The organism is Pseudomonas sp. OE 28.3 (assembly GCF_014268205.2).
GTDB lineage: Bacteria > Pseudomonadota > Gammaproteobacteria > Pseudomonadales > Pseudomonadaceae > Aquipseudomonas > Aquipseudomonas edaphica.
Genome location: NZ_CP077082.1, coordinates 1,131,677 through 1,152,987, shown reverse-complemented (window position 1 = coordinate 1,152,987; position 21,311 = coordinate 1,131,677). Strand labels below are relative to the sequence as shown.

The following is a 21,311-nucleotide window of genomic DNA, read 5'->3' as shown; positions in this document are numbered from 1 at the left end:
CATGATCAAAACAGGCACACCGAAAAATAAGGACAGGCACCACAAACCATCAAGCCTATTCCTATGCGCAGGTCTTACACACGAAACGCCCCGATCAAGTGCTTCAGTTCAATGACCTGCAACGACAGCTGCCGGCTGGCGGCCTCGGTCTGCTGCGCGCCCTGGGCCGCATGTTCGCCGGCTCGATTGATTTCGACGATGTTTTGGTCGATATCCTGCGCGACTGCGGTTTGCTGCTCGACGGCGGCGGCGATCTGCTGGTTCTGATCGACGATCATGCCCACGGCGCCAAGGATATTTTCCAGGGCCTGCTGGACCTTTTCCGACTGAGCCACGGTACCATCGGCCATGGTATGGCTGGTGCCCATGGCCTTCACCGCTGCGCCTACACCGCTGTGCAAACGGCTGATCATCTGTTCGATTTCTTCGGTGGAATGCTGCGTGCGCCGGGCCAGGGTGCGCACCTCATCGGCCACCACCGCAAAACCACGCCCCTGCTCACCGGCGCGCGCCGCCTCGATCGCCGCATTGAGCGCCAGCAGGTTGGTTTGCTCGGCGATGCTTTTGATCACTTCCAGCACGCTGCTGATGGACTGGCTGTCGGCGGCCAGTTGATTGATCACCCGCACCGATTCATCAATCTCCGACGCCAGGCGCGCAATGCTGCCCTGCTGGGATTGCACCAGGCCACGGCCGGTGACGGTTTCGTGGTTGACGCTTTGGGCGCTATTGACCGCCGCGGCCGCGCTGCGTGCCACTTCCTGGGCGGTGGAAGACATCTGATTCATCGCCGTCGCCACCTGTTCAATCTGGCTGCGCTGGCCGGACACCGCCTGATTGCTTTGCGAAGACACGGCCTGCACCTGGCCGGCTTGCAGCTCGACCTGGCTAACGGTGTGCCCCACGCGTTCGATCAAGTCGTGGATCTTGGCCACAGTGCCGTTGAACACTTGGCCCAGGTCGCCCAGTTCATCGCGACTGTGGGCCACAAACGTGACGGTCATGTCGCCGGCCGCCACCTTGTCCATCATCGCGCCCAGTCGGCGCAAGGTGGTGCGCGTGGAGGCATAGAAGCCTGCATACAAATAGAAGATCAGCAAGAACACCGCCACCAGGGCACACACCAGCACCACCATGTGCGTGCGGTTTTGCGCCAGGCGCTGCTGCAGTTGCTGCTCAAGGAACCTCAGGGTGGTGTCATTGAGCTGGTAGGTCTGGGCCATCAGTCGGCTGACATCTTCGTAGAACCCCTGCCACGGCGCGTCGAGGGTTTGCGCCATGACGACCTGCTCTTCAAACAACTCGCTGCCTTGTTTGAGGCTGGCACTGCTGGCCTGGGCCAAGCTGTCGAGCGCCGTGTGCGCGGCGGTACTGGCGCCCAGGGCATCCTGCAGCTTCAAGGCGTATTCAGCCTGGAGTTTTTCCAACTGTTGCAACAGTTCGTCAAAGCGCGTGCTGGAGGATGAATTGAGAAAGCCCTGGCCGAGGGAGTACGCACCCATGGCCCGCCCTTCGCCGAGGGTTTGGGTGACTTGCGCGGTGACGCTGGTGAGCAGCTCACTGAGCTGGCGCAAATCACTCTGAGGGTCGCGGCTCAAGCCGGACTGGCTGGCAATGATCTGGCTCAACATCTGCGCCTTGTTGAGTAATTTGCCGATCAGCGCGCTTTTGCTCAGCAGCGAGGTTTCCTGCTGCTGGGCCTTGAAGGCGGCGATTAACTCGTCGCGTTTGCCGTCAAAGGCGCTGGCTTGCTCAGCGTCGGCGGTCATGGCGTTGAGGCTTTGCAGGCGGCTCAGTACGCTCTGCTCAAGGGTACTGATCTTGCCTTCGAGGTCGCCGGCCTTACCTGATTGCCCCAGCACCGCGTTGATCTGCACCTGATTGTTCAGGGTCTCCAGATCGCGCCGCAGGGCCAGGCTGCTGCCGAGCAAATCGAGGCTTTGCAGTTCAATGCGGGTGCCCTGGAATTGCGACCAGGAGTCACGCACCAGAAAATAGTTGGTCGCCAGCATCGGCAGCAGGAACAGCACGCTGATCAGGCTGAACTTCATGCCAAAACTCAGGCGGTTCATCAGGGCGACAGCGGGATAGAGCAAGCGCTTCACGGGTGAGCTCCCTTTCTTATTTTTATTGAGGCGCAGGGCGGCGGCAGATAGCCACTATTTGGCGCTCTGACTGTATAGCTCAATTTGAAAGGGAGTTTTGTAACGTAAGGTTAACGGCTTGGAAATTCACCACAGACCCAATGTGGGGATGCAGGCACCTTGGTGTATCAGGCATACCGAGTTGATGCGATCGCAGCATAGGTATCTACACAACTTTTGAAGGCAGCCACTTTCTCCTGTGGCGAGCAGGCTTGCCCTGCGTTGGGCTGCGAAGCAGCCCCAGTAAAGGCACTGCAATTTTCCTGAAAGAACTCAGCGTCTGGGTTTGGGGCCGCTTCGCAGCCCAACGCAGGGCAAGCCTGCTCGCCACAACAGCCTAACCGGTTGTGTAGATACCTATGGCCATCGCAGGCAAGCCAGCTCCCACACTTTGACCGCATGCAGCCATCCTGTTGCGAGGAGCTAAGGCAACACCGTCCAAATCGCAAACCCCGCATACCACAGCACCGCAGCCCGCAGCAGCAGTTCCCACAGACGATCCAGGCTGTTGATGCCATCGGCCCCCACCACCGGTGGTGGAATTTCGGCCGCCACCAAGCCGACTTTTTCCATCAGTTGCGCAGCGCTGATGTCCCAGCTCAACAGCTCATGCAGCATCACCCGGCTGACCGCGACAAAGTTACCCACCAGGGCAAAGCTGGCCGCCAACAGACGCACCGGCAGCCAATCAAATGCGTGACGCAATTGCCCGGCGCGTTCGGCGACCAGCGGGTTCTGGCTGTTCTCGCTGGCCAATGCCAACAGGCGATAAGCCAGGGCCGCGACCGGGCCAAGCAGGAAATACCAGAAAATCACCGCAAAAAAACTTTGGTAGGCCTGCCACAGCAAATGGCCTTGAACCCGCTCCAACAGTTGCTCGCCACTGTCGGCGGCCACCTTCAGGTCGCGCTCGGCGACGTGCTCGGCAGCTTGCAGGTCGCCGCGCCGCCAGGCGTCGCGAAACGGTCCAAGCTCGCCCAGCAGATCGCCGCGCCCCAGGCTGTAGATCACCACCAGCAAATGCACCGGCAGCGCCAACAGGCCATAAGCCACGGGTTCCAGCACCAACAGCAACAACCCCAGCACGGCCACCGGCAACAACACCAGCAGTATCAGGATCAGCCAAGGCTGCTTGCCCATGCGCGGGCTCGACTCCAGCTTGGCCAGCTCGCGCAGCCATCCGCCGTCACGTTGCAACCGCCGACGCAGGGCCGAGAACTTCTCGATCCACACCGCCAGCACCAACACCAGGAAACTCATCGTGCGTGTCCTCCATCCTGCAGGGCGCTGCGAAAGCGCGTCCAATCAAAAGCCGGGCCTGGATCGGTCTTGCGTCCCGGTGCGATATCACTGTGACCACAAATACGCTGCTGGGTAATGCCTGGGTAGGCCGACAACAGTTGCCGGGCCAGGTCGATCAGCGACACATATTGCGCATCGGTGAACGGTAGCTCGTCCGTGCCTTCCAGTTCGATCCCGAGGGAAAAGTCATTGCACACTTCACGCCCCTCGAAACTGGACACCCCGGCATGCCAGGCACGCTCCAGGCACGACACAAATTGTGTCACCAAGCCGTCGCGTTCAATCAGAAAATGCGCAGACACCCGTAGGCTGGCAATGCTTTCAAAGTAGGGATGCTCCGTGACGTCCAGGCGATTCTGGAAAAACTCCTGCACTTTGCCAGTAGCAAACTGCCCCGGTGGCAGGCTGATGTTATGCACCACCAACAGTGAGATCTCGCCGGCGGGGCGCTCGTTGAAGTTGGGCGACGGGCAATGACGGATGCCCTGGCACCAACCGCTGGTGGGGTCCAACTGCATACGGGTTCCTTGAATGAGACGAGGTGTTACCAGTATGCCGCGTTCAGCCCTGCGGTTGCGATCACTTGCCGCGATTGAGTTGGCGCAGCGTGCCAATCACCGACGTCAGCGCGCGGTCGAACAGCAGCCCCTCATCAAGGCTGCGCAGCGCGCCCTGCTTGAGGGCCATGGCCAATTGGCCGGCACTTTTCTCGAGGGCTTTGAGCCCGGTGCGGCTGACAAAAATATAGCGGTTGGCCGGCGCCATGATGGCCTTCAGCTTGCAACGCAGCCGGCTGCCGTCCTCCTGCTGGAACTCAAACCAGTGACCAATGTGCAACTGCTGGACCTTGAGCAACTCCGGATCATCACTGGGCAGACTCGGGATGGCGTCAGGCACCTCGCTACTGAGCGAAAACGGCTCACGCACCTCGATCAGCGTGTCCAGGCGCTCGCCTTCGAACGACTGCAGGTGCATGGCCTGCAAACGTAGAAAAAATTCGCGGGTGCTGAAGGGGTCGAACGCAGCACTGGTCAACCCATCACGCAAGGCTTTGAGCAGGCCGGGCAGCTGCTCAAGCAAGTGCCGGCCGGCCTCGGTGTCTTTTTGCAGGCTGACGCTCCAGATCAATTCGTCCATGGTGCGCACGGCCGCCTGCCATTGCACTGACTGCTCGCCCTGCTTGAGGCTGGCCAGCAACAGCACCTGGCTCCAGGCCTGCTGGATAAACTGCACCACGGACTGCGGCAACACTCGGCCCACCAACCGTCGATTGAGCACCTCGGCCACCCGCTGACGCGCGGCGTCTTTGCGCACCCGGCCTTCTTCGGCCTCACAGGTGTGCTGTTCGAGCAACTCGCTGCGGTGGCGCTCGTCGGCAGTAGAGGCACTGAACTGCGCCAGCACCTGGGGGAAAATCGCCAGGTCTTCAACGAACTCATTCAACAGCCGTTGCACCACCTGCTCAGTGCGCAGGTACAGGCTGTCACGCTGATAATCATCGCGCGGGCTCCATGTCATGGCGGCGCTGGCGATTTCATTGAGCAGACGTCGCGCCGGGTGGCTGGCGCGGCTGAAAAAACTCTTGTCCAGCACCGCCACTTTCAACAACGGAATCTGCAAGCGTGCGATCAAGGCCTTGAATACGTCAGGCACGCAGTGGTCAGTGAGGATGAACTCGAACAACAGCGCGACCAGGTTGATCACATCCTCATCGGCGTCTTCCACCACACGGGACTTGCCGCTCTTGACGCTCACGCGAGTCAGCAACTGCTCAAGCTGGTTACGCAGGTCGAAGTCGTCTTCGGCCTCGGGCTCCGGCACATATTGCTGCAGGTGGGAGAGCAGGCGCAGCAAATCGCGGGTGGCGATGGGCTGGGGTTCGGCGCTGGCTTCCAGGGTGGGCGCGACGCTGCCACGCACGGCAGCGAGCAACTTCTGCAACGCGGCGAAGGCTTGCTGGCCGTTTTCATCCATGGGCTGATCAACGGCCTGCACACTGCCTTCGCGCTGCTGCTCGCGAGCTTCACGCCCACCTGGGCGGCGTGACGGCACAGCCTTGAGCTGCGGCAAAACGCCAGTGGCAACCAGCAGTTGGTTGGCCTCGGCGTACAGTTGGTCGGCGTCACTGAGCACATACTTTTCGAACAGCTTGAGCATGATCAGCTTGACGCGAATCTCCACACCCAGGCTGCGCCCCGCACGCAGGAAGAACTCGCACAAGAGTGCTGGGCCCAGCGGGTTGTCGCGCTCATCCAGGGGGTTGCCGAGCAACGCGCCCAGGCGCGCGGTCAATTGCCCCAGCGCCAGGCCATCGCGATGGCGCACCCGGCCGAGCATGGCCTCCAGCGCGACAGCTTTTTCCAGCTCATCACTGGACGTACCCGGCGCCGCCTCATAGGACACCACCGGCACCAGGTGAAACTCACCGCGCTCGGCCTGGCCCAGGTCGATAAATGCGGCGAACAATTGCTCCATGAACACGCGCTCGAAATTCTTGCGCTTGAGGCGCAGGTCACGCATGGCTTCAAAGAAAATATGGTGGTCGACGTTGCTGCGGGCCTTGTCGGCCATTTCAAACAAGGTGTCGTCAGCGTTATCGAACAGCTCCTGCAAACCTTGCTGCAACTGCTGTGCAGCCTTGTCGCGAACCTGCAGCAACACCACCGGCAGGCGCGCGAGCGGCGATGGCGTGGCCTGTGCCCGATTGATGGGCACCACCTTTCCGTCAATGTGCATCCTGGCCTCCTGAAACGGCGGTGATGAGTTGGGGAAAAATCGGCTACAGGCCCCATCGGGCTGCAAACACCGGTTATCTCCAAGGACGTCAAAGCTATGACGCCAATCGCAAGGCGCGAGATTATCTTGCAAATGGGGGCTGTTGCGCCAGTGAACTCTGCCAATGCGCTGTAAATGAGTGGCGAGTATGGGTTCGGCGGCGCGCTGCCCCTATAATCGAGGCACTTTGTTTGTGGAGCCTGTTATGCCGAATCTCCGTCTTGCCGACCTCACCGCCGAAATCGAAGCCAACGTGCGCCGCGCACTGCTGGAAGACATCGGCAGCGGCGACATCACTGCGCAACTGATCCCGGCCGAACGGCTGGCCAAGGCCACCATCATTACCCGCGACGCAGCCGTTATCGCCGGCACCGCCTGGGTGGACGCGGTGTTCCGCCAGCTCGACCCACGGGTTGCGGTGCATTGGCAGGTGGCCGACGGCGAGCGTGTGAGCCCCAATCAAGTGCTGTTCCACCTTGAAGGCCCGGCACGCTCACTGCTGAGCGGCGAAAGGTGTGCGCTGAATTTTCTGCAGATGTTGTCAGGCGTCGCCACGCGCGCGCAGTACTTGGCGGACTTTGTCGCCAGCACTCAGGTCAAGTTGCTGGACACCCGCAAAACCCTGCCGGGCCTGCGCCTGGCGCAGAAGTACGCCGTGACTTGCGGCGGTTGCCACAACCATCGCATCGGGTTGTATGACGCGTTCCTGATCAAGGAAAACCATATCGCCGCCTGTGGCGGGATTGCCGAGGCGATTACCGCCGCCCACAAGATCGCGCCGGGCAAGCCAGTGGAAATCGAAGTGGAAAGCCTGGAGGAGCTGCGTGAAGCACTGGCGGCGGGCGCCGATATCATCATGCTCGACGAATTGAGCCTGGATGACATGCGTGAGGCCGTGCGCCTGAATGCCGGCAAGGCCAAGCTGGAAGCCAGCGGCGGGATCAATGAAACCACCTTGCTGCCTATCGCGCAGACCGGGGTGGATTACATTTCCATCGGTGCGATGACCAAGGATGTGAAGGCGGTGGATTTGTCGATGCGCCTGAGCACCTGAGCAAGCAACATCCGAGCAAAAGGAGCGAGGTTGCTCGCTCCTTCAATTTCGCGCTCAGATCGCGAGATTATTCATCCCGCAATACTCGTTCCAGTCAACGCCCAGTACCTCGGCGGCCTCCTTGTGCAAGGCCAGGCGCGCCGCTTCGAACTCTTGCGGCGTCGAGGTGTACTTGAGGGTCAGTTCCCATGGCTGCAGGCCCTGGGCCTCGGCCTCATCCTCGAAGGCCCACTGGATCTGGTCCTTTTGATCATCGGCGCTCAGGTCCTTGATCTCGTCGAGCAGTTCCGGCGATTCCGCGACGTATTTTTTGAGGGCTGCTTCGTGCCGCTGTTCCTGGGTCATTTCTTGTGTGGTCATGTTGTTCTCTTAGATCATGGAATGGGGATGCATCTGGGTCATCAAGGTTGCGCAGATACAAAAAAGTGGGCACGAATGCCGCCTCGTCTGGCCTTCAGAACCATTCTGGGATCATCTGAAAACGTTGCCTTTGAAACAGTGTCGCCGTTGAAACAGTGTTGCCTTGTGCCCGAGACAGGAGTCGAACCTGCGACCTTCGCGTTACGAGTGCGCTGCTCTACCAACTGAGCTACACGGGCGGTGGGCTAAAGCTAGCACCGCATTGGGCAGGCAGCAACAAACTCGCTGACCGCCCGGCAGGCATTACGCCCCGTCGGCGCCGCAACCCTTGGCGGCGTACTGCGCCTCGACCGTGGTGGCACAGGCCCAACCCTGGGTGGCGCTGCGCGTCAAGGTGATGGTCTTGCCCAGTACCGGCGCAGGTGCATCGAGGATTTCGCAGGTAATGGAACCGACGCCCGTGGCCACATCGCCGGTTACGGTGATCGTGCAGTTGGCAGTCGGGCTGGTGCCACCAATCAAAGGCAAGGTCGGCACAGTGCCCTGGTTAAGGGTGTCTTCAAAACCGGCCTTCAACGCCGCAATTTCAGCCAGCCCCGCCGTGAACTTGGCCTTGGCCTGGTGCTTGGTGTACATGGGCAGACCGATGGTGGCCAAAATGCCGATGATTGCCACGACGATCAACAACTCGATCAAGGTAAAGCCTTTCTGACGCATCACATTCACTCTCCAGAATAAAAACCTTATCAAGGCGCGTCCTGCGCCCCGCAGTGTGCAGCGGCGCCAGTGTACTCATCCGTGAGCGCCCAATTGTGGGTAAGACGCACATTCTGACATTTTATCGTGCGCCCACGAGCGGTCCGAATCCGTCATCTGACTAAGCTATAAATCTACGACGACCTGTGTGCGGACCTGTGCCATGAATGACGCTTCAACGATCTACGCCTGGGAAGGCACCAACCGCAAAGGCCGCCGGGTGTCCGGGCAAGCCACCGGGCATAACCTGGCACTGATCAAGGCACAGCTGCGCCAGCAGGGGATTTACCCCGGGCGCGTGCGCAAAAAGGCTTCGCACCGGCCATATTTTGCCGCGCCGATAAAACCCGCCGACATCGCGCTGTTCACGCGCCAATTGGCGACCCTGTTAAAGGCAGGCATTGCGCTGCTGCAGGCGTTCGACATCATCTGCGAAGGCTTCGAAAACCGGCAGATGCGCGCGTTGATAAAAGGCTTGAAGCAGGAGATTGCCGCCGGTAGTAGCCTGGCAGCAGCGCTGCGCAAACAGCCGCGTCACTTTGATGACTTGTATTGCAACCTGATTGCCGCAGGCGAACAGGCAGGCGCCCTGGAAACATTGCTCGAACGGGTGGCGATTCACCTGGAAAAAAGCCAGCAGCTCAAGGCGCGAATCAAAAAAGCCATGACCTACCCTATCGCCGTAATCGTCGTCGCCTGCCTGGTCAGCGCAGTTTTGCTTATTCACGTGGTGCCGCAGTTCCAGAACATCTTCGCCGGGGTAAACGGCCAACTGCCGGGCTTTACCTTGCTGGTGATTGCGCTGTCCAACTTCCTGCAGCACGCCTGGTGGATGCTTGCCTTGGGGCTGGGTATGGCAATAACTGCGCTGCGCCATGCCTATCGGGCTTACCCGGGGTTTCGTGACGGGCTGGATGCCGCTTTGTTGAACGCGCCCCTGGCTGGCACACTGCTGAGGCGCTCAGCCATCGCCCGCTACGCCCGTACACTTTCAACCACCTTTGCCGCGGGCGTGCCATTGGTGCAGGCTCTGGACTCCGTGGCAGGCGCGGCAGGCAATGGATTGTTCACAAAGGCGATCGAACATATGCGGCACGATGTATCCACAGGTGTGCCGTTGAACCAGTCCATGGCCCACAGCGGGCTGTTCCCCAGCATGGCCATCCAGATGACGGCCATCGGTGAAGAGTCGGGCACCCTGGACCTCATGCTGGAAAAAGTCGCCAACCACTATGAAGCCGATGTGGAGAACCTGGTCGATAACCTCACCAGCCTGATGGAGCCACTGATCATGGTGGTGTTGGGGGGCATTGTCGGCGCGTTGGTGATTGCGATGTATCTGCCGGTGTTCCAGTTGGGGTCGGCGTTTTGAGCCTGCTGCTGGGTGAACAACCCTGGGTCTTTGTCGGGATGGCGTTGGTGCTCGGCCTGATCGTCGGCAGCTTTCTCAACGTGCTGGTGTGGCGCCTGCCGAAGATGCTCGTGCGCGAATGGCGCGCCCAGGCCCAGGAAATACTCGGCCTGCCGGCCGACCCCGCCGGCCCTGTCTACAACCTGATGCATCCCAACTCGTGCTGTGCGCATTGCAGCCAGCCGATTCGCCCCTGGGAAAATATCCCGGTACTCAGCTACCTGCTACTCAAGGGGCGCTGCGCCCGCTGCCGCGAGTCTATCAGCGCGCGTTACCCCTTTACCGAACTGGCCTGTGCGCTGCTCTCGGCCATGGTCGCCTGGCATTTTGGCTTCGGCTGGCAAGCTGGCGCAGTGATGCTGCTGAGTTGGGGCCTGCTGGCGATGAGCCTGATCGACATCGATCATCAACTGCTGCCGGATGTGCTGGTGTTGCCACTGCTGTGGCTGGGGCTGGTCCTCAATAGCGGCGGCTTGTTGGCGACGCTGCCCGATGCGCTGTGGGGCGCAGTCATAGGCTATGTGTGCCTGTGGAGCGTGTTCTGGGTGTTCAAGGTGGTCACCGGCAAGGACGGCATGGGTTATGGCGATTTCAAGCTATTGGCCCTGCTCGGTGCCTGGGGTGGTTGGCAGATCCTGCCGATGACGCTGCTGATAGCGTCGCTGCTGGGCGTGTTCGCAGGCCTTGTCCTGATGCGTTTGCGCAAGTCCCAGGCATCGGTGCCGATGCCATTTGGCCCGTGCCTGGCAATTGCCGGCTGGATTGCATTGCTCTGGGGTGGTCAAATAACCGACTTCTATTTGCAGTCTGTCGGTTTCAGATGACCACTTGTGTCGCAACACCCTGGATTCTAGGCCTCACCGGCGGCATCGGCAGCGGTAAAAGCGCGGCCGCCCAGCACTTTATCGACCTGGGCATTGACCTGGTCGATGCCGACCATGCCGCACGCTGGGTGGTCGAACCCGGCCGGCCAGCACTCGCACGCATTGCCGAGCATTTTGGTGCAGGTGTGCTGCAGGCGGACGGCCAGTTGGACCGCGCCGCCCTGCGCAAGCTGATCTTTGAAGTTCCCGAAGAACGTCGCTGGCTGGAAGCCCTGCTGCACCCGTTGATTGGCGAAGAAATTCGCAGCCATCTGGCGCGTGCGCAATCGCCTTACGCGATCCTGGTCTCACCGCTGCTGATCGAGTCCGGCCAGTACAGCATGACCCAGCGCATCCTGGTGATCGACGTGCCGCAATCGCTGCAGATTCAGCGTACCCTGCAGCGCGACGGCATCAGCGAACAGCAGGTGCAGGCGATCCTCAAGGCTCAGTCCAGCCGTGAAGACCGTCTGAACCATGCCGATGACGTGCTGGTCAACGACAAGGACCTCGCCTGGCTGCACAGCGAGGTCGAGCGACTGCACCACTTTTACCTTACTTTGCGTGGAGGCCGATCATGAGCCAACCCTTGACCGTCGACTGCCCAACCTGCGGCGCACCCGTGGAATGGAAACCCGACAACCTCAACCGGCCGTTCTGCTCGGACCGCTGCAAGCTTATCGACCTTGGCGCCTGGGCCGCGGAAGAACACAAGATTCCGGTGAGCCCGGATGCCGAGGACGAGCTGTTCTCAGAAGACCTGCCGCCGCGCCACTAAGGCCGCATAAAGGCGTATTCCTGCTGGTCGTCGAGGTTTTCTGCAAGGTATTGCAGCTCGTCGGCCAGGTCTTCAAAACTGCGCACACCCTTGCTCTGCTGCACCACCGCACTGAGCATGGCGCGCAGGGTAAGGCCTGGGTCAAAACCGATTTCCTGTGCCGCATCCTGGCTTCTGCGCAACTCTTGCCGCGCCCATTCGTACACACTCATAGTCTGTGCCCCGCCCTGCTCAGTAAAATTTCGCAGAGCATGGGCCTGCGCGGCCGCCTGGGATTTGATCTGGATCAACGCCGCGAATCGTCATCCTTCCACGGCGCCGACAGGTAGCGCGTACGGTTGAAGGTCTCCAGCCATTCCGGGCAGAACACCACCAGGGCACTGACGACCATGCCGTTGATAAACGCCTCGGGGAAGATGATCAGCCACAGGTAACCGACGAAGTCTTCCAGCCACTCGGGCATGGCAAAACGGCCGTCAAACCACAACAACCCCAACGCCGCCAGCAGGCACAGCAGTGCCGACAGCGCTGCGGCGAAAAAGCCGGAACAGAAGATATACACAAAGGGGTTGCGCGGTTGCGCCCGCTCCACCAGCAGCGCGCAGGTCTCGGTGACCAGCACCGGCAAACCAATCAGCAGCAAACCATTGACCCCGACCGCCGCCAGGTCCTGGCGCCCCAGCAGCACCAAACCCAATTGCGCGGCCAACCCGCCGACGATAGCCAGGGGCCAATCCAGCAGCAGGGTCACGGCGGTCATGCCGATAAAGTGGTAAGACACACCGGTGTCGAAATCCCGCCGTACCAGCCAGAGCATAAACAGGGCAAACACGGTGCCGAACAGCAAATGCTGGCGCCGCCGGTCGGCAAACAACTCGACCCACGGTGCGCGCAGGATCGCCCACATGACCAATGGCGCGTAAAACAGCCAGCCAATGATGAGCGTTTGCGGCGCCAACACTGCAGCGCTGATCACGAGCGTAATGCCTTTGCAGAAAACCTCACCACACACCTCGTCCATGCAGTTGCTGTTGAATGAGCAGTCTACACCGGCGTTTCAAAGCAAGACTTCCTGCGGTCATCAATTGGACGCTAAGCTGCCAATATGGATGACTCAGATTATTTGCGCCTGCTCACCGTAGCGGCCGAACAAGCCAATGCGTTCCTGTCCAATGCCCGCAAATGGGAGCGTGAGCGTTGGGTCTGCCAGCGCCTGCTGCAAGGCTTGAACGTGCCTTACCGTGCCGAAGAGTTTCACCCCGCCGGCCAAGAGCCGCCGGACGTGTTGTTTCGCGACGCCAGTTTCGAAGTTTTTTTCGTATTGGATGAAGGCCGGCGCCTGAACGACGAATGGCGTGATGAGTTGCTGCGGCGGCGCAGTGCGTTTTCCTTGAGCCAGTTGGTGCGACGCGAAGCCAAGCCACGGCGCATTCCGGCCCATGAATTCCTGCTGCGCCTGGCGCCGACGTTGCGCAAAAAGGCACATAACTACAAAGAACGCGGCATAGACCTGGGCGAGTTGGACCTGATTGCCTTCACCAGCCTCAAGCGTGAAGTGCTGGACCTCAACAGCCATTTCCCACCGCCTACCGAATACCTGCGCCAAGGCTGGCGCTCGCTGTCGTTGGTAGGCCCGACCTTTGCGCGCGTACTGTTTGCCCACCCGGACGCACCGGACTTCTTGCGCAACAACCTGGGGCGCAGCATAGTATTCGATGTGGGCATCAGCCTGTGACGCGGGCACCGGCTACGCTTGTGGCGAGCCCGCCAACCTTCTGGCTGTAACGTGGCGCCCTTTTGCAACGTCTACCTGACGAGGCCTTTATGACCAGCCGCCTGAACCCCGATGACCAACAGCATGTCGAAGAGTACCTGCAACTCTCCCAAAACCGAGTCGAGCGCAAGCCTTTCCGGCCGTGGCTGCTCCTGGGTGTGGTGCTGTTGGTGGTGATCGGGCTCGGCCTGCTGAGCCGCCTTTTGAGTTACCTGACGCTATGAGCTGCATCGCGCTCGCGAGGGTAACTGCTCCGATTTCTTTTAGCCTTGCGAGATATCCCCATGACCCATCGTATTATTATCGTCGGCGGCGGCGCCGGCGGCCTGGAGTTGGCTACCCGCCTGGGTAAGACTCTGGGCAAGCGCGGCACCGCCAGCATCACGCTGGTGGACGCCAACCTCACCCATATCTGGAAACCGCTGCTGCACGAAGTGGCCGCCGGTTCGCTGAACTCTTCGGAAGACGAGCTCAATTACGTCGCCCAGGCCAAATGGAACCACTTCGAGTTCCAACTGGGGCGCATGAGCGGGCTTGACCGTGAACAGAAAAAAATCCAGCTGGCCGCGACCCTCGATGAAGAAGGCCGTGAGCTGGTGCCTGCGCGCGTGCTGGGTTATGACAGCCTGGTGATCGCAGTCGGCAGCACCACCAACGATTTCGGCACCGAGGGCGCGGCGCAACACTGTCTGTTCCTCGACACCCGCAAACAGGCCGAGCGCTTCCATCAACAATTGCTCAACCACTATCTGCGCGCCCATGCGGGCCAGACCGACGTGGAAGAGAACATCAGCGTCGCTATCGTCGGCGCTGGTGCGACGGGCGTCGAATTGGCCGCTGAACTGCACAACGCCGCCCATGAGCTGGCTGCCTATGGCCTGGACCGCATTAAACCGGAAAACATGCACATCACCCTGATCGAAGCCGGCCCACGGGTATTGCCCGCGCTGCCGGAGCGGATCGGCGGGCCTGTGCACAAAACCCTGGAGAAACTTGGGGTAACGGTACTGACCAACTCGGCGGTCAGCGAAGTGACCGCGGATGCCTTGATCACCAGCAGCGGCCAGGTCATTCCAGCGAGCCTCAAGGTCTGGGCTGCGGGTATCCGCGCACCGGCCTTCCTCAAGGATATTGACGGGCTGGAAACCAACCGCATCAATCAATTGCAGGTATTGCCGACGCTGCAAACCACCCGTGATGAAAACATCTTCGCCTTTGGCGACTGCGCCGCCTGCCCGCAACCGGGCACCGACCGCAATGTGCCGCCACGCGCCCAGGCCGCTCACCAGCAGGCTTCACTGCTGGCCAAGTCGCTGAAACTGCGGATCGAAGGCAAGGACCTGCCGCCCTACAAGTACACCGACTACGGTTCGCTGATCTCGCTGTCGCGTTTTTCGGCGGTGGGTAACTTGATGGGCAATCTGACGGGCAGCGTGATGCTCGAAGGCTGGCTGGCGCGGATGTTCTACGTGTCGCTGTACCGCATGCACCAGATGGCGCTGTACGGGTTCTTCCGCACGGCAATGCTGATGCTGGGCAGCAAGATTGGGCGTGGGACTGAGCCTCGGCTCAAGCTCCATTAACAGCACAAACTAATGTGGGAGCTGGCTTGCCCGCGATGGCGATCGATCAGCACAAGATGCACAGGCTGATACACCGCTATCGCAGCGGTGCGACGATTCGACAAGCCAGCTCCCACATTTTTTTGCGCAATATTTAAGATTTGCGCGCACAAAAAAAATCCCCGTATCTTTCGATACGAGGATTTTTAATATGGTCGGGGTAAGGGGATTCGAACTCCTGACATCCTGCTCCCAAAGCAGGCGCGCTACCGGACTGCGCTATACCCCGGTAAAAAAAAGGCGACCTCTCAGTCGCCTTCTTCGATCAGTGCTTTTGGCCTCTGATCTTAAGATTCGATTCCAGCGTTAACTGGTCTCAAAAATGGTGGGTCGTGTGGGATTCGAACCTACGACCAATTGGTTAAAAGCCAACTGCTCTACCAACTGAGCTAACGACCCAAAAATGGTCGGGGTAAGGGGATTCGAACTCCTGACATCCTGCTCCCAAAGCAGGCGCGCTACCGGACTGCGCTATACCCCGGTTTTGAAATTGGCTCCGTGACCAGGACTCGAACCTGGGACCCAATGATTAACAGTCATTTGCTCTACCGACTGAGCTATCACGGAACTACATATTTCAAATTTACAACTTCTACTGCTTTACAACCTTCTCATCGGCTTGTCCGTATCGCTACGTTCACGTCTCTGAGGCGCGCTATTCTACAATCTTAAAAACCCCTGTCAACCCTTTAAATTGCTTTTAAGACAATGATTTGCGCTTGTTTCTGATTTCTTCTTGGGGAGAAGAAACCCGTGGGCTGACGTTGCTGCGGGGCGCACTTTACAAGCCTTTGCCTTACAGTTCAACGCCCTATCGAAAAAAAAGGCCCCGCAATGCGGGGCCTCCTCTTATCGCCTTACAGTCTGGGCTTAGTGGAAGACGATTTCGTCGTTTTCCACCGTGGCCGCCACGCTGGTCCCCGGCATGAAGCTGCCCGACAGGATCAACTGCGCCAACGGGTTCTCGATCCAGCGCTGTATCGCACGTTTCAGAGGCCGTGCGCCGTACACGGGGTCGTAACCCACCGCGATCAGCTTGTCCAACGCCTCGCTGCTCAGCTCCAGGTCAAGCTCACGCTCGGCCAGGCGGCTGCGCAGGCGGCCCAGCTGGATTTCGGTAATACCCGCGATCTGATCCCGCGCCAGTGGCTCGAAGATCACCACTTCGTCGACCCGGTTGATAAACTCCGGGCGGAAGTGCGAGGTCAGCGCATCCATCACCGCCGCGCGCTGGGCCTCACGATCACCGACCAGCTCCTGGATCTGCGCCGAGCCCAGGTTAGAGGTCATCACGATCACCGTATTGCGAAAGTCCACAGTGCGCCCGTGGCTGTCCGTCAACCGGCCATCTTCCAGCACCTGCAGCAAGATGTTGAACACATCCGGGTGGGCCTTCTCGACCTCATCCAGCAGGATCACCGAGTAAGGCTTACGCCGCACGGCTTCGGTCAGGTAACCGCCTTCTTCATAGCCCACATAGCCTGGTGGAGCACCGATCAGGCGCGCCACCGAGTGTTTCTCCATGAATTCGGACATATCGATGCGCACCATGGCCTCTTCAGTATCAAAGAGGAACTCGGCCAATGCCTTGCACAGCTCGGTCTTACCCACGCCGGTTGGGCCGAGGAACATAAACGAGCCGCTCGGACGATTCGGGTCGGACAAACCGGCCCGCGAACGCCGTACCGCATTGGACACTGCCACCACGGCCTCTTCCTGGCCGATGACGCGCTGGTGCAGCAGGCTTTCCATCTTCAGCAGCTTGTCGCGTTCGCCTTCAAGCATTTTTGACACAGGAATGCCGGTCCACTTGGAGACCACCTCGGCAATTTCCTCCTCGGTCACCTTGCTGCGCAGCAGCTGATTCTCGGGCTTGCCGTGCTGGTCAACCATTTGCAGGCTGCGCTCCAGGTCCGGGATCACCCCGTACTGCAACTCGGCCATGCGGTTCAGGTCGCCTTTACGGCGCGCTGCTTCCAGTTCCTGGCGGGACTGCTCGATCTTTTGCTGGATCTGCGCAGAACCCTGCACTTCGGCTTTTTCCGAGGTCCAGATTTCTTCGAGGTCCGAATACTCGCGCTCCAAACGCAGGATTTCTTCCTGAAGTTTTTCCAGGCGTTTCTTCGCTGCGTCGTCCTCTTCTTTCTTAAGTGCCTGGGATTCAACTTTCAGCTGAATCAGGCGCCGATCCAGGCGGTCGAGCACTTCCGGCTTGGAATCGATCTCCATGCGAATGCGGCTGGCCGCTTCGTCGATCAGGTCGATGGCCTTGTCCGGCAACTGACGGTCGGTGATATAGCGATGGCTCAGTTTGGCCGCCGCAATGATCGCGCCGTCAGTGATCGCCACCTTGTGGTGCACCTCATAACGCTCTTTGAGGCCACGCAGGATGGCGATAGTGTCTTCTTCGCTCGGTTCTTCCACCAGTACTTTCTGGAAGCGGCGCTCAAGGGCCGCGTCCTTTTCAATGTACTGGCGGTATTCGTTGAGCGTGGTCGCGCCAACGCAATGCAACTCACCGCGCGCCAACGCCGGCTTGAGCATGTTGCCGGCGTCCATCGAACCTTCGCCCTTGCCGGCGCCGACCATGGTGTGCAGTTCATCGATAAACAGAATGATCTGCCCTTCCTGTTTCGACAGTTCATTAAGCAGGGACTTCAGGCGTTCTTCGAACTCGCCACGGAACTTGGCACCGGCGATCAGCGAACCCATGTCCAGCGACAACAAGCGCTTGCCTTTAAGGCCGTCCGGCACTTCACCATTGATGATGCGCTGGGCCAGGCCTTCGGCAATCGCGGTCTTACCCACGCCAGGCTCACCGATCAGCACAGGGTTGTTCTTGGTGCGGCGTTGCAACACCTGGATGGTGCGACGAATTTCGTCGTCACGGCCGATCACCGGGTCCAGCTTGCCTTCTTCGGCGCGCTTGGTCAGGTCGACGGTGTATTTGTCCAGGGCCTGGCGCGACTCCTCATGATTGGGGTCATTCACCGCCTCGCCGCCACGCAGGTTGTTGATGGCGTTTTCCAGAGCTTTTTTGCTCACGCCCTGGCCCAGCAACAATTTGCCAAGCTTGCTGTTGTCGTCCATCGCGGCGAGCAGCACCAGTTCGCTGGAAATGAACTGGTCACCTTTCTGCTGGGCCAGGCGATCGGCCTGGTTAAGCAGGCGCGCCAAGTCCTGCGACATGTTCACGTCGCCGGTAGGGTTTTGGATTTTCGGCAGTTGGTCGAGCTCTTTGCTCAACTCCTTGCGCAAGCTGTTGACGTCAAAGCCCACCTGCATCAGCAAGGGTTTAATAGAACCACCTTGCTGTTCCAGGAGCGCCTGCATCAAGTGCGCAGGCTCAATCGCCGGGTGGTCGAGGCCGACCGCCAGGGATTGGGAATCCGAGAGTGCCAACTGCAATTTGCTGGTTAAACGATCAATACGCATTAGTCACCTTCCTTTTGAGCAGGCCGGAGCTAGAAATACACATCCTGAATGAAGAAACCTGCCAGATACCCTTATAGATGGGGTGGATTCTGGAAGATTCAAGCAACTGATCCTTGATGTGGATCAGCATTGACCCAAGTCAGGAGAGTCTAGCGCTCAAGCCAGATAAGGGAGGCGAACCGACCGGTGCGCGGGCTGCGACGATAGGAAAAGAAGCGTGGGTCGGTAACGGTGCATAAACCGCCACCATATACAGCGGTGACACCGCGCGCGGCCAGGCGCAGGCGCGCCAACTGGTAAATATCGGCCATGTACTTGCCGGGGTTGCGGCTAGGTACAAAGGCCTCGGCCGTGGTCGGCAATTGCTGCATGAAGGCTTCACGCACTTCGGGGCCGACCTCAAACGCTTGCGGGCCAATGGCCGGGCCTAGCCACACCAGTACTTCATCGGGCTCGGCATTCAAGCTTTCAAACGCAGCCTCCAATACACCGGCCGCCAGCCCGCGCCAACCGGCATGGGCAGCCGCCACACGTGTGCCGGCGCGGTTGCAGAACAACGCGGGCAGGCAATCGGCGGTCATTGAGGTGCAGGCAATGCCGGGTGTGCTGGTCCAACTGGCGTCGGCTTCAGCGATACGCGAAGGGTCAGCCTCCACCACGGTTATCCCGTGAACCTGGCGTAACCAGGCAGGCTGGATAGTAAAAGCGTCGGTAAGACGGCGACGATTTTCAAGGACGGCCTCAAGGCTGTCCTCGACATGATCGCCCAGATTAAGGCTGTCGAACGGCGCCAGACTGACGCCGCCCGCACGGGTGGTGACGCAGGCTTTGACTCCCGACGGCGCGGGCCAGTCAGGAATCAGCCAGTCACTCATCCTACAAACGCCTCGCGATCCTGCTTGAGCAGCGACAACAACCAGACCAGATCGTCCGGCAGAGGCGATTCCCAGCTCATCCGCTTACCGCTCGTCGGATGATCCAGCTCCAGGAAACGTGCATGCAGTGCCTGGCGCGGGAAGGTTTTCAGCGATTCAACCATGGTCTGGCTGGCCGCTGGCGGAATACGGAAGCGACCACCGTAGGCCGGATCTCCGACCAACGGGAAGTTGATGTGCGCCATATGCACGCGAATCTGGTGCGTGCGGCCGGTCTCCAGCTTCACCCGTACATGCGTGTGGGAGCGGAAACGCTCCAGCACACGGTAGTGGCTGACGGCCGGCTTGCCGCCTTCCATCACCGCCATACGCTGGCGCTGCTGGCCGTGGCGGCCGATCGGGGCGTTGATCTTGCCACCCGCCACCACCACGCCGATCACGATGCATTCGTAGATCCGGCTGACACTGCGGGCCTGCAATTGTGTGACCAACTGCGTCTGCGCCTGAATGGTCTTGGCCACCACCATCAAGCCGGTGGTGTCCTTGTCCAGGCGGTGCACGATGCCGCAGCGCGGCACGTTGACGATGTCCGGCACGTGGTGCAACAAGGCATTGAGCAAAGTGCCATCAGCGTGCCCGACCGCCGGGTGAACCACCAGGCCTGCAGGTTTGTTGATGACCAGGATGTCATCGTCTTCATAGACGATATCCAGCTCGATGTCTTGGGCGACCCATTCTCCCTGGGCTTCCTGCTCGGCAGTCAGCTCAAGAATCGCACCGCCATGGACTATGTCTCGCGGGCGGATAACCGCTCCATCCACAGTCAGGCGGCCGTCTTTGATCCAGGCGGAAAGGCGCGAGCGCGAGTGCTCAGCGAATAATTGTGCGGCGACTTGATCGAGGCGTTGGCCGCCCAATTCGGACGGCACCTCTGCGCGAAGTTCAATTTTATCGGACATGCTCAGACTAGGCGTGGCACAGCCTTTGGTTTCGGCTGCGCGCTTGTGGTTAAATACGGCGTCTTTTGCCCCGAGGCTTTCAACGGGGCGCTCATCATAACAGGACGGCCCCGCCCAAGACAGCGGCCGTCATAGGGACGCAAGCCGCCATGCAAGTGAAACACCTGCTGCTGATCGCCATCCTCGCCATGACTGCTGCTTGCTCGTCAACAAAGGAAGTCGTCGACGAAAACCTGAGCGAAGTCGAGCTGTATCAATTAGCTCAAAAAGACTTGGACAATAATAGCTACACCAGTGCCACAGCCAAGCTGAAGGCCCTGGAGTCGCGCTATCCGTTCGGGCGCTATGCCGACCAGGCACAGCTCGAGCTGATCTACGCCAACTACAAGAACGCGGAGCCTGAAGCTGCAAAATCCGCCGCCGAGCGTTTCATCCGCCTGCACCCGCAGCACCCGAACGTGGACTACGCCTACTACATGAAGGGCCTGACCTCGTTCGACCAGGATGTTGGCCTGCTGGCGCGCTTCCTGCCGCTGGACATGACCAAGCGTGACCCCGGTGCTGCCCGCGACTCCTTCAACGAGTTCGCCCAGCTCACCAGCCGCTACCCCAACAGCCGCTACTCGCCGGACGCCAAGCAGCGCATGATCTACCTGCGCAACCTGCTGGCGTCCTACGAGATTCACGTGGCCGACTACTACCTGACCCGTCAGGCGTATGTAGCTGCCGCCAACCGTGGTCGTTATGTAGTTGAGAACTTCCAGGAGACCCCATCCGTGGGTGATGGCCTGGCGGTGATGACCCAGGCTTACCAGGCATTGCACCTGGATGCATTGGCAACCACCAGCCTGGAAACCCTGAAGCTCAACTACCCGGACTCCCCAAGTCTGAAAGACGGCCAGTTCGTGCCTCGGGTAGCTGAAGCAGACAACCGTTCCTGGTTGAGCAAATACACCCTGGGCCTGATCAGTTCCCGTCCACCGTTGCCGCCGGGCGAAACCCGCGCCAACCAGGACGTGATGAAGCAGTTCCAGGACGCCAAGGAAGCCATTCCTTCGGAGCTCAAGCCGCATGACGCCAATGGCGACGTGATCGAAGAAGAAGCACCCCAGGCCCTGGGCAACAATGAAGACCGTTCGTGGTTCAGCTACATGACCTTCGGCGTGTTTGACTGATTGCACACAGCGTCATCAAGAAGGAGCC

Annotated in this window: 20 protein-coding genes and 5 tRNA genes; 9 read left to right on the top strand and 16 right to left on the bottom strand. The window is 59.9% G+C overall.

The features are described from left to right. Positions 1-74 precede the first annotated feature (74 nt). The 4 genes from HU759_RS05080 to HU759_RS05065 form a co-directional block, all read right to left on the bottom strand. Entirely contained in the window at positions 75-2,105 is a 2,031-nt protein-coding gene (locus HU759_RS05080; protein ID WP_186616750.1) for a methyl-accepting chemotaxis protein, read from the bottom strand. 462 nt (positions 2,106-2,567) lie between these two features. Further along, entirely contained in the window at positions 2,568-3,404 is an 837-nt protein-coding gene (gene ampE / locus HU759_RS05075) for a regulatory signaling modulator protein AmpE (RefSeq protein WP_099550500.1), read from the bottom strand. Next, a complete protein-coding gene (gene ampD, locus HU759_RS05070; protein ID WP_099550501.1) occupies positions 3,401-3,964 on the bottom strand; it encodes a 1,6-anhydro-N-acetylmuramyl-L-alanine amidase AmpD in 564 nt (187 codons plus the stop codon). The genes ampE and ampD overlap by 4 nt, the downstream gene beginning before the upstream one ends. A 61-nt stretch (positions 3,965-4,025) precedes the next feature. Beyond that, positions 4,026-6,182, bottom strand: a complete 2,157-nt coding sequence (locus tag HU759_RS05065) for a DUF1631 domain-containing protein (RefSeq protein ID WP_186618176.1) — start codon at positions 6,180-6,182, stop codon at positions 4,026-4,028. Positions 6,183-6,426: 244 nt separating this feature from the next. Between HU759_RS05065 and nadC the strand changes: the two genes are divergently transcribed. Next, positions 6,427-7,275 (top strand): carboxylating nicotinate-nucleotide diphosphorylase, encoded by an 849-nt coding sequence (nadC, locus tag HU759_RS05060; protein ID WP_186618175.1) that lies wholly within the window; start codon positions 6,427-6,429, stop codon positions 7,273-7,275. Between the two features lie 54 nt (positions 7,276-7,329). Here nadC and HU759_RS05055 read toward each other — a convergent pair whose 3' ends face one another. From HU759_RS05055 to HU759_RS05045, 3 genes are all read right to left on the bottom strand, one after another. Then, entirely contained in the window at positions 7,330-7,635 is a 306-nt protein-coding gene (locus tag HU759_RS05055; RefSeq protein ID WP_017134512.1) for a DUF6388 family protein, read from the bottom strand. A gap of 166 nt (positions 7,636-7,801) precedes the next feature. Continuing rightward, positions 7,802-7,874 (bottom strand) — tRNA-Thr (locus HU759_RS05050). Positions 7,875-7,938: 64 nt separating this feature from the next. After that, entirely contained in the window at positions 7,939-8,352 is a 414-nt protein-coding gene (locus HU759_RS05045; protein WP_017134511.1) for a pilin, read from the bottom strand. 202 nt (positions 8,353-8,554) lie between these two features. Between HU759_RS05045 and HU759_RS05040 the strand changes: the two genes are divergently transcribed. The 4 genes from HU759_RS05040 to yacG are packed head-to-tail and all read left to right on the top strand — an operon-like array spanning position 8,555 to position 11,443. Then, a complete protein-coding gene (locus tag HU759_RS05040; RefSeq protein ID WP_169986846.1) occupies positions 8,555-9,763 on the top strand; it encodes a type II secretion system F family protein in 1,209 nt (402 codons plus the stop codon). Then, the gene (locus HU759_RS05035) at positions 9,760-10,626 is read left to right on the top strand and encodes an A24 family peptidase (RefSeq protein WP_275942351.1); all 867 of its coding nucleotides are present in this window, start codon (positions 9,760-9,762) and stop codon (positions 10,624-10,626) included. The genes HU759_RS05040 and HU759_RS05035 overlap by 4 nt, the downstream gene beginning before the upstream one ends. Further along, positions 10,623-11,246 carry a dephospho-CoA kinase gene (coaE, locus tag HU759_RS05030; protein WP_017134508.1) on the top strand — a complete coding sequence of 208 codons (624 nt, stop codon included), beginning with the start codon at positions 10,623-10,625 and terminating at the stop codon, positions 11,244-11,246. The genes HU759_RS05035 and coaE overlap by 4 nt, the downstream gene beginning before the upstream one ends. Then, positions 11,243-11,443 (top strand): DNA gyrase inhibitor YacG, encoded by a 201-nt coding sequence (yacG, locus tag HU759_RS05025; protein WP_017134507.1) that lies wholly within the window; start codon positions 11,243-11,245, stop codon positions 11,441-11,443. The genes coaE and yacG overlap by 4 nt, the downstream gene beginning before the upstream one ends. Here the strand turns inward: yacG and HU759_RS05020 are convergent. Continuing rightward, positions 11,440-11,655: a hypothetical protein gene (locus HU759_RS05020; protein WP_003171680.1), complete on the bottom strand. Its 216-nt coding sequence runs from the start codon at positions 11,653-11,655 to the stop codon at positions 11,440-11,442. The two genes, yacG and HU759_RS05020, sit on opposite strands and share 4 nt — an antisense overlap. A gap of 74 nt (positions 11,656-11,729) precedes the next feature. After that, positions 11,730-12,419 (bottom strand): energy-coupling factor ABC transporter permease, encoded by a 690-nt coding sequence (locus tag HU759_RS05015; protein WP_099550506.1) that lies wholly within the window; start codon positions 12,417-12,419, stop codon positions 11,730-11,732. A gap of 129 nt (positions 12,420-12,548) precedes the next feature. Between HU759_RS05015 and HU759_RS05010 the strand changes: the two genes are divergently transcribed. From HU759_RS05010 to HU759_RS05000, 3 genes are all read left to right on the top strand, one after another. Next, positions 12,549-13,178 (top strand): DUF1780 domain-containing protein, encoded by a 630-nt coding sequence (locus HU759_RS05010; RefSeq protein ID WP_017134504.1) that lies wholly within the window; start codon positions 12,549-12,551, stop codon positions 13,176-13,178. An 89-nt stretch (positions 13,179-13,267) separates the two neighbouring features. After that, positions 13,268-13,441: a DUF3094 family protein gene (locus tag HU759_RS05005; protein ID WP_017134503.1), complete on the top strand. Its 174-nt coding sequence runs from the start codon at positions 13,268-13,270 to the stop codon at positions 13,439-13,441. Between the two features lie 60 nt (positions 13,442-13,501). Further along, positions 13,502-14,800 carry an NAD(P)/FAD-dependent oxidoreductase gene (locus HU759_RS05000; RefSeq protein ID WP_170036214.1) on the top strand — a complete coding sequence of 433 codons (1,299 nt, stop codon included), beginning with the start codon at positions 13,502-13,504 and terminating at the stop codon, positions 14,798-14,800. Positions 14,801-14,991: 191 nt separating this feature from the next. Here the strand turns inward: HU759_RS05000 and HU759_RS04995 are convergent. The 7 genes from HU759_RS04995 to rluD form a co-directional block, all read right to left on the bottom strand. Continuing rightward, a tRNA-Pro gene (locus HU759_RS04995) sits at positions 14,992-15,068 on the bottom strand. A gap of 94 nt (positions 15,069-15,162) precedes the next feature. Then, positions 15,163-15,238: transfer RNA gene (locus tag HU759_RS04990), tRNA-Lys, on the bottom strand. 5 nt (positions 15,239-15,243) lie between these two features. Further along, positions 15,244-15,320, bottom strand: a tRNA-Pro gene (locus tag HU759_RS04985). A gap of 10 nt (positions 15,321-15,330) precedes the next feature. Next, positions 15,331-15,406, bottom strand: a tRNA-Asn gene (locus HU759_RS04980). A 303-nt stretch (positions 15,407-15,709) separates the two neighbouring features. Beyond that, entirely contained in the window at positions 15,710-18,274 is a 2,565-nt protein-coding gene (gene clpB, locus HU759_RS04975; protein ID WP_017137594.1) for an ATP-dependent chaperone ClpB, read from the bottom strand. Between the two features lie 149 nt (positions 18,275-18,423). Beyond that, entirely contained in the window at positions 18,424-19,149 is a 726-nt protein-coding gene (gene pgeF / locus HU759_RS04970) for a peptidoglycan editing factor PgeF (RefSeq protein WP_169986842.1), read from the bottom strand. Next, positions 19,146-20,108, bottom strand: coding sequence for a 23S rRNA pseudouridine(1911/1915/1917) synthase RluD (gene rluD / locus HU759_RS04965; protein WP_017137596.1), 963 nt, complete (start codon positions 20,106-20,108; stop codon positions 19,146-19,148). The genes pgeF and rluD overlap by 4 nt, the downstream gene beginning before the upstream one ends. A 149-nt stretch (positions 20,109-20,257) precedes the next feature. Between rluD and HU759_RS04960 the strand changes: the two genes are divergently transcribed. Further along, entirely contained in the window at positions 20,258-21,283 is a 1,026-nt protein-coding gene (locus HU759_RS04960; RefSeq protein ID WP_017137597.1) for an outer membrane protein assembly factor BamD, read from the top strand. The last annotated feature ends 28 nt before the right edge of the window (positions 21,284-21,311 follow it).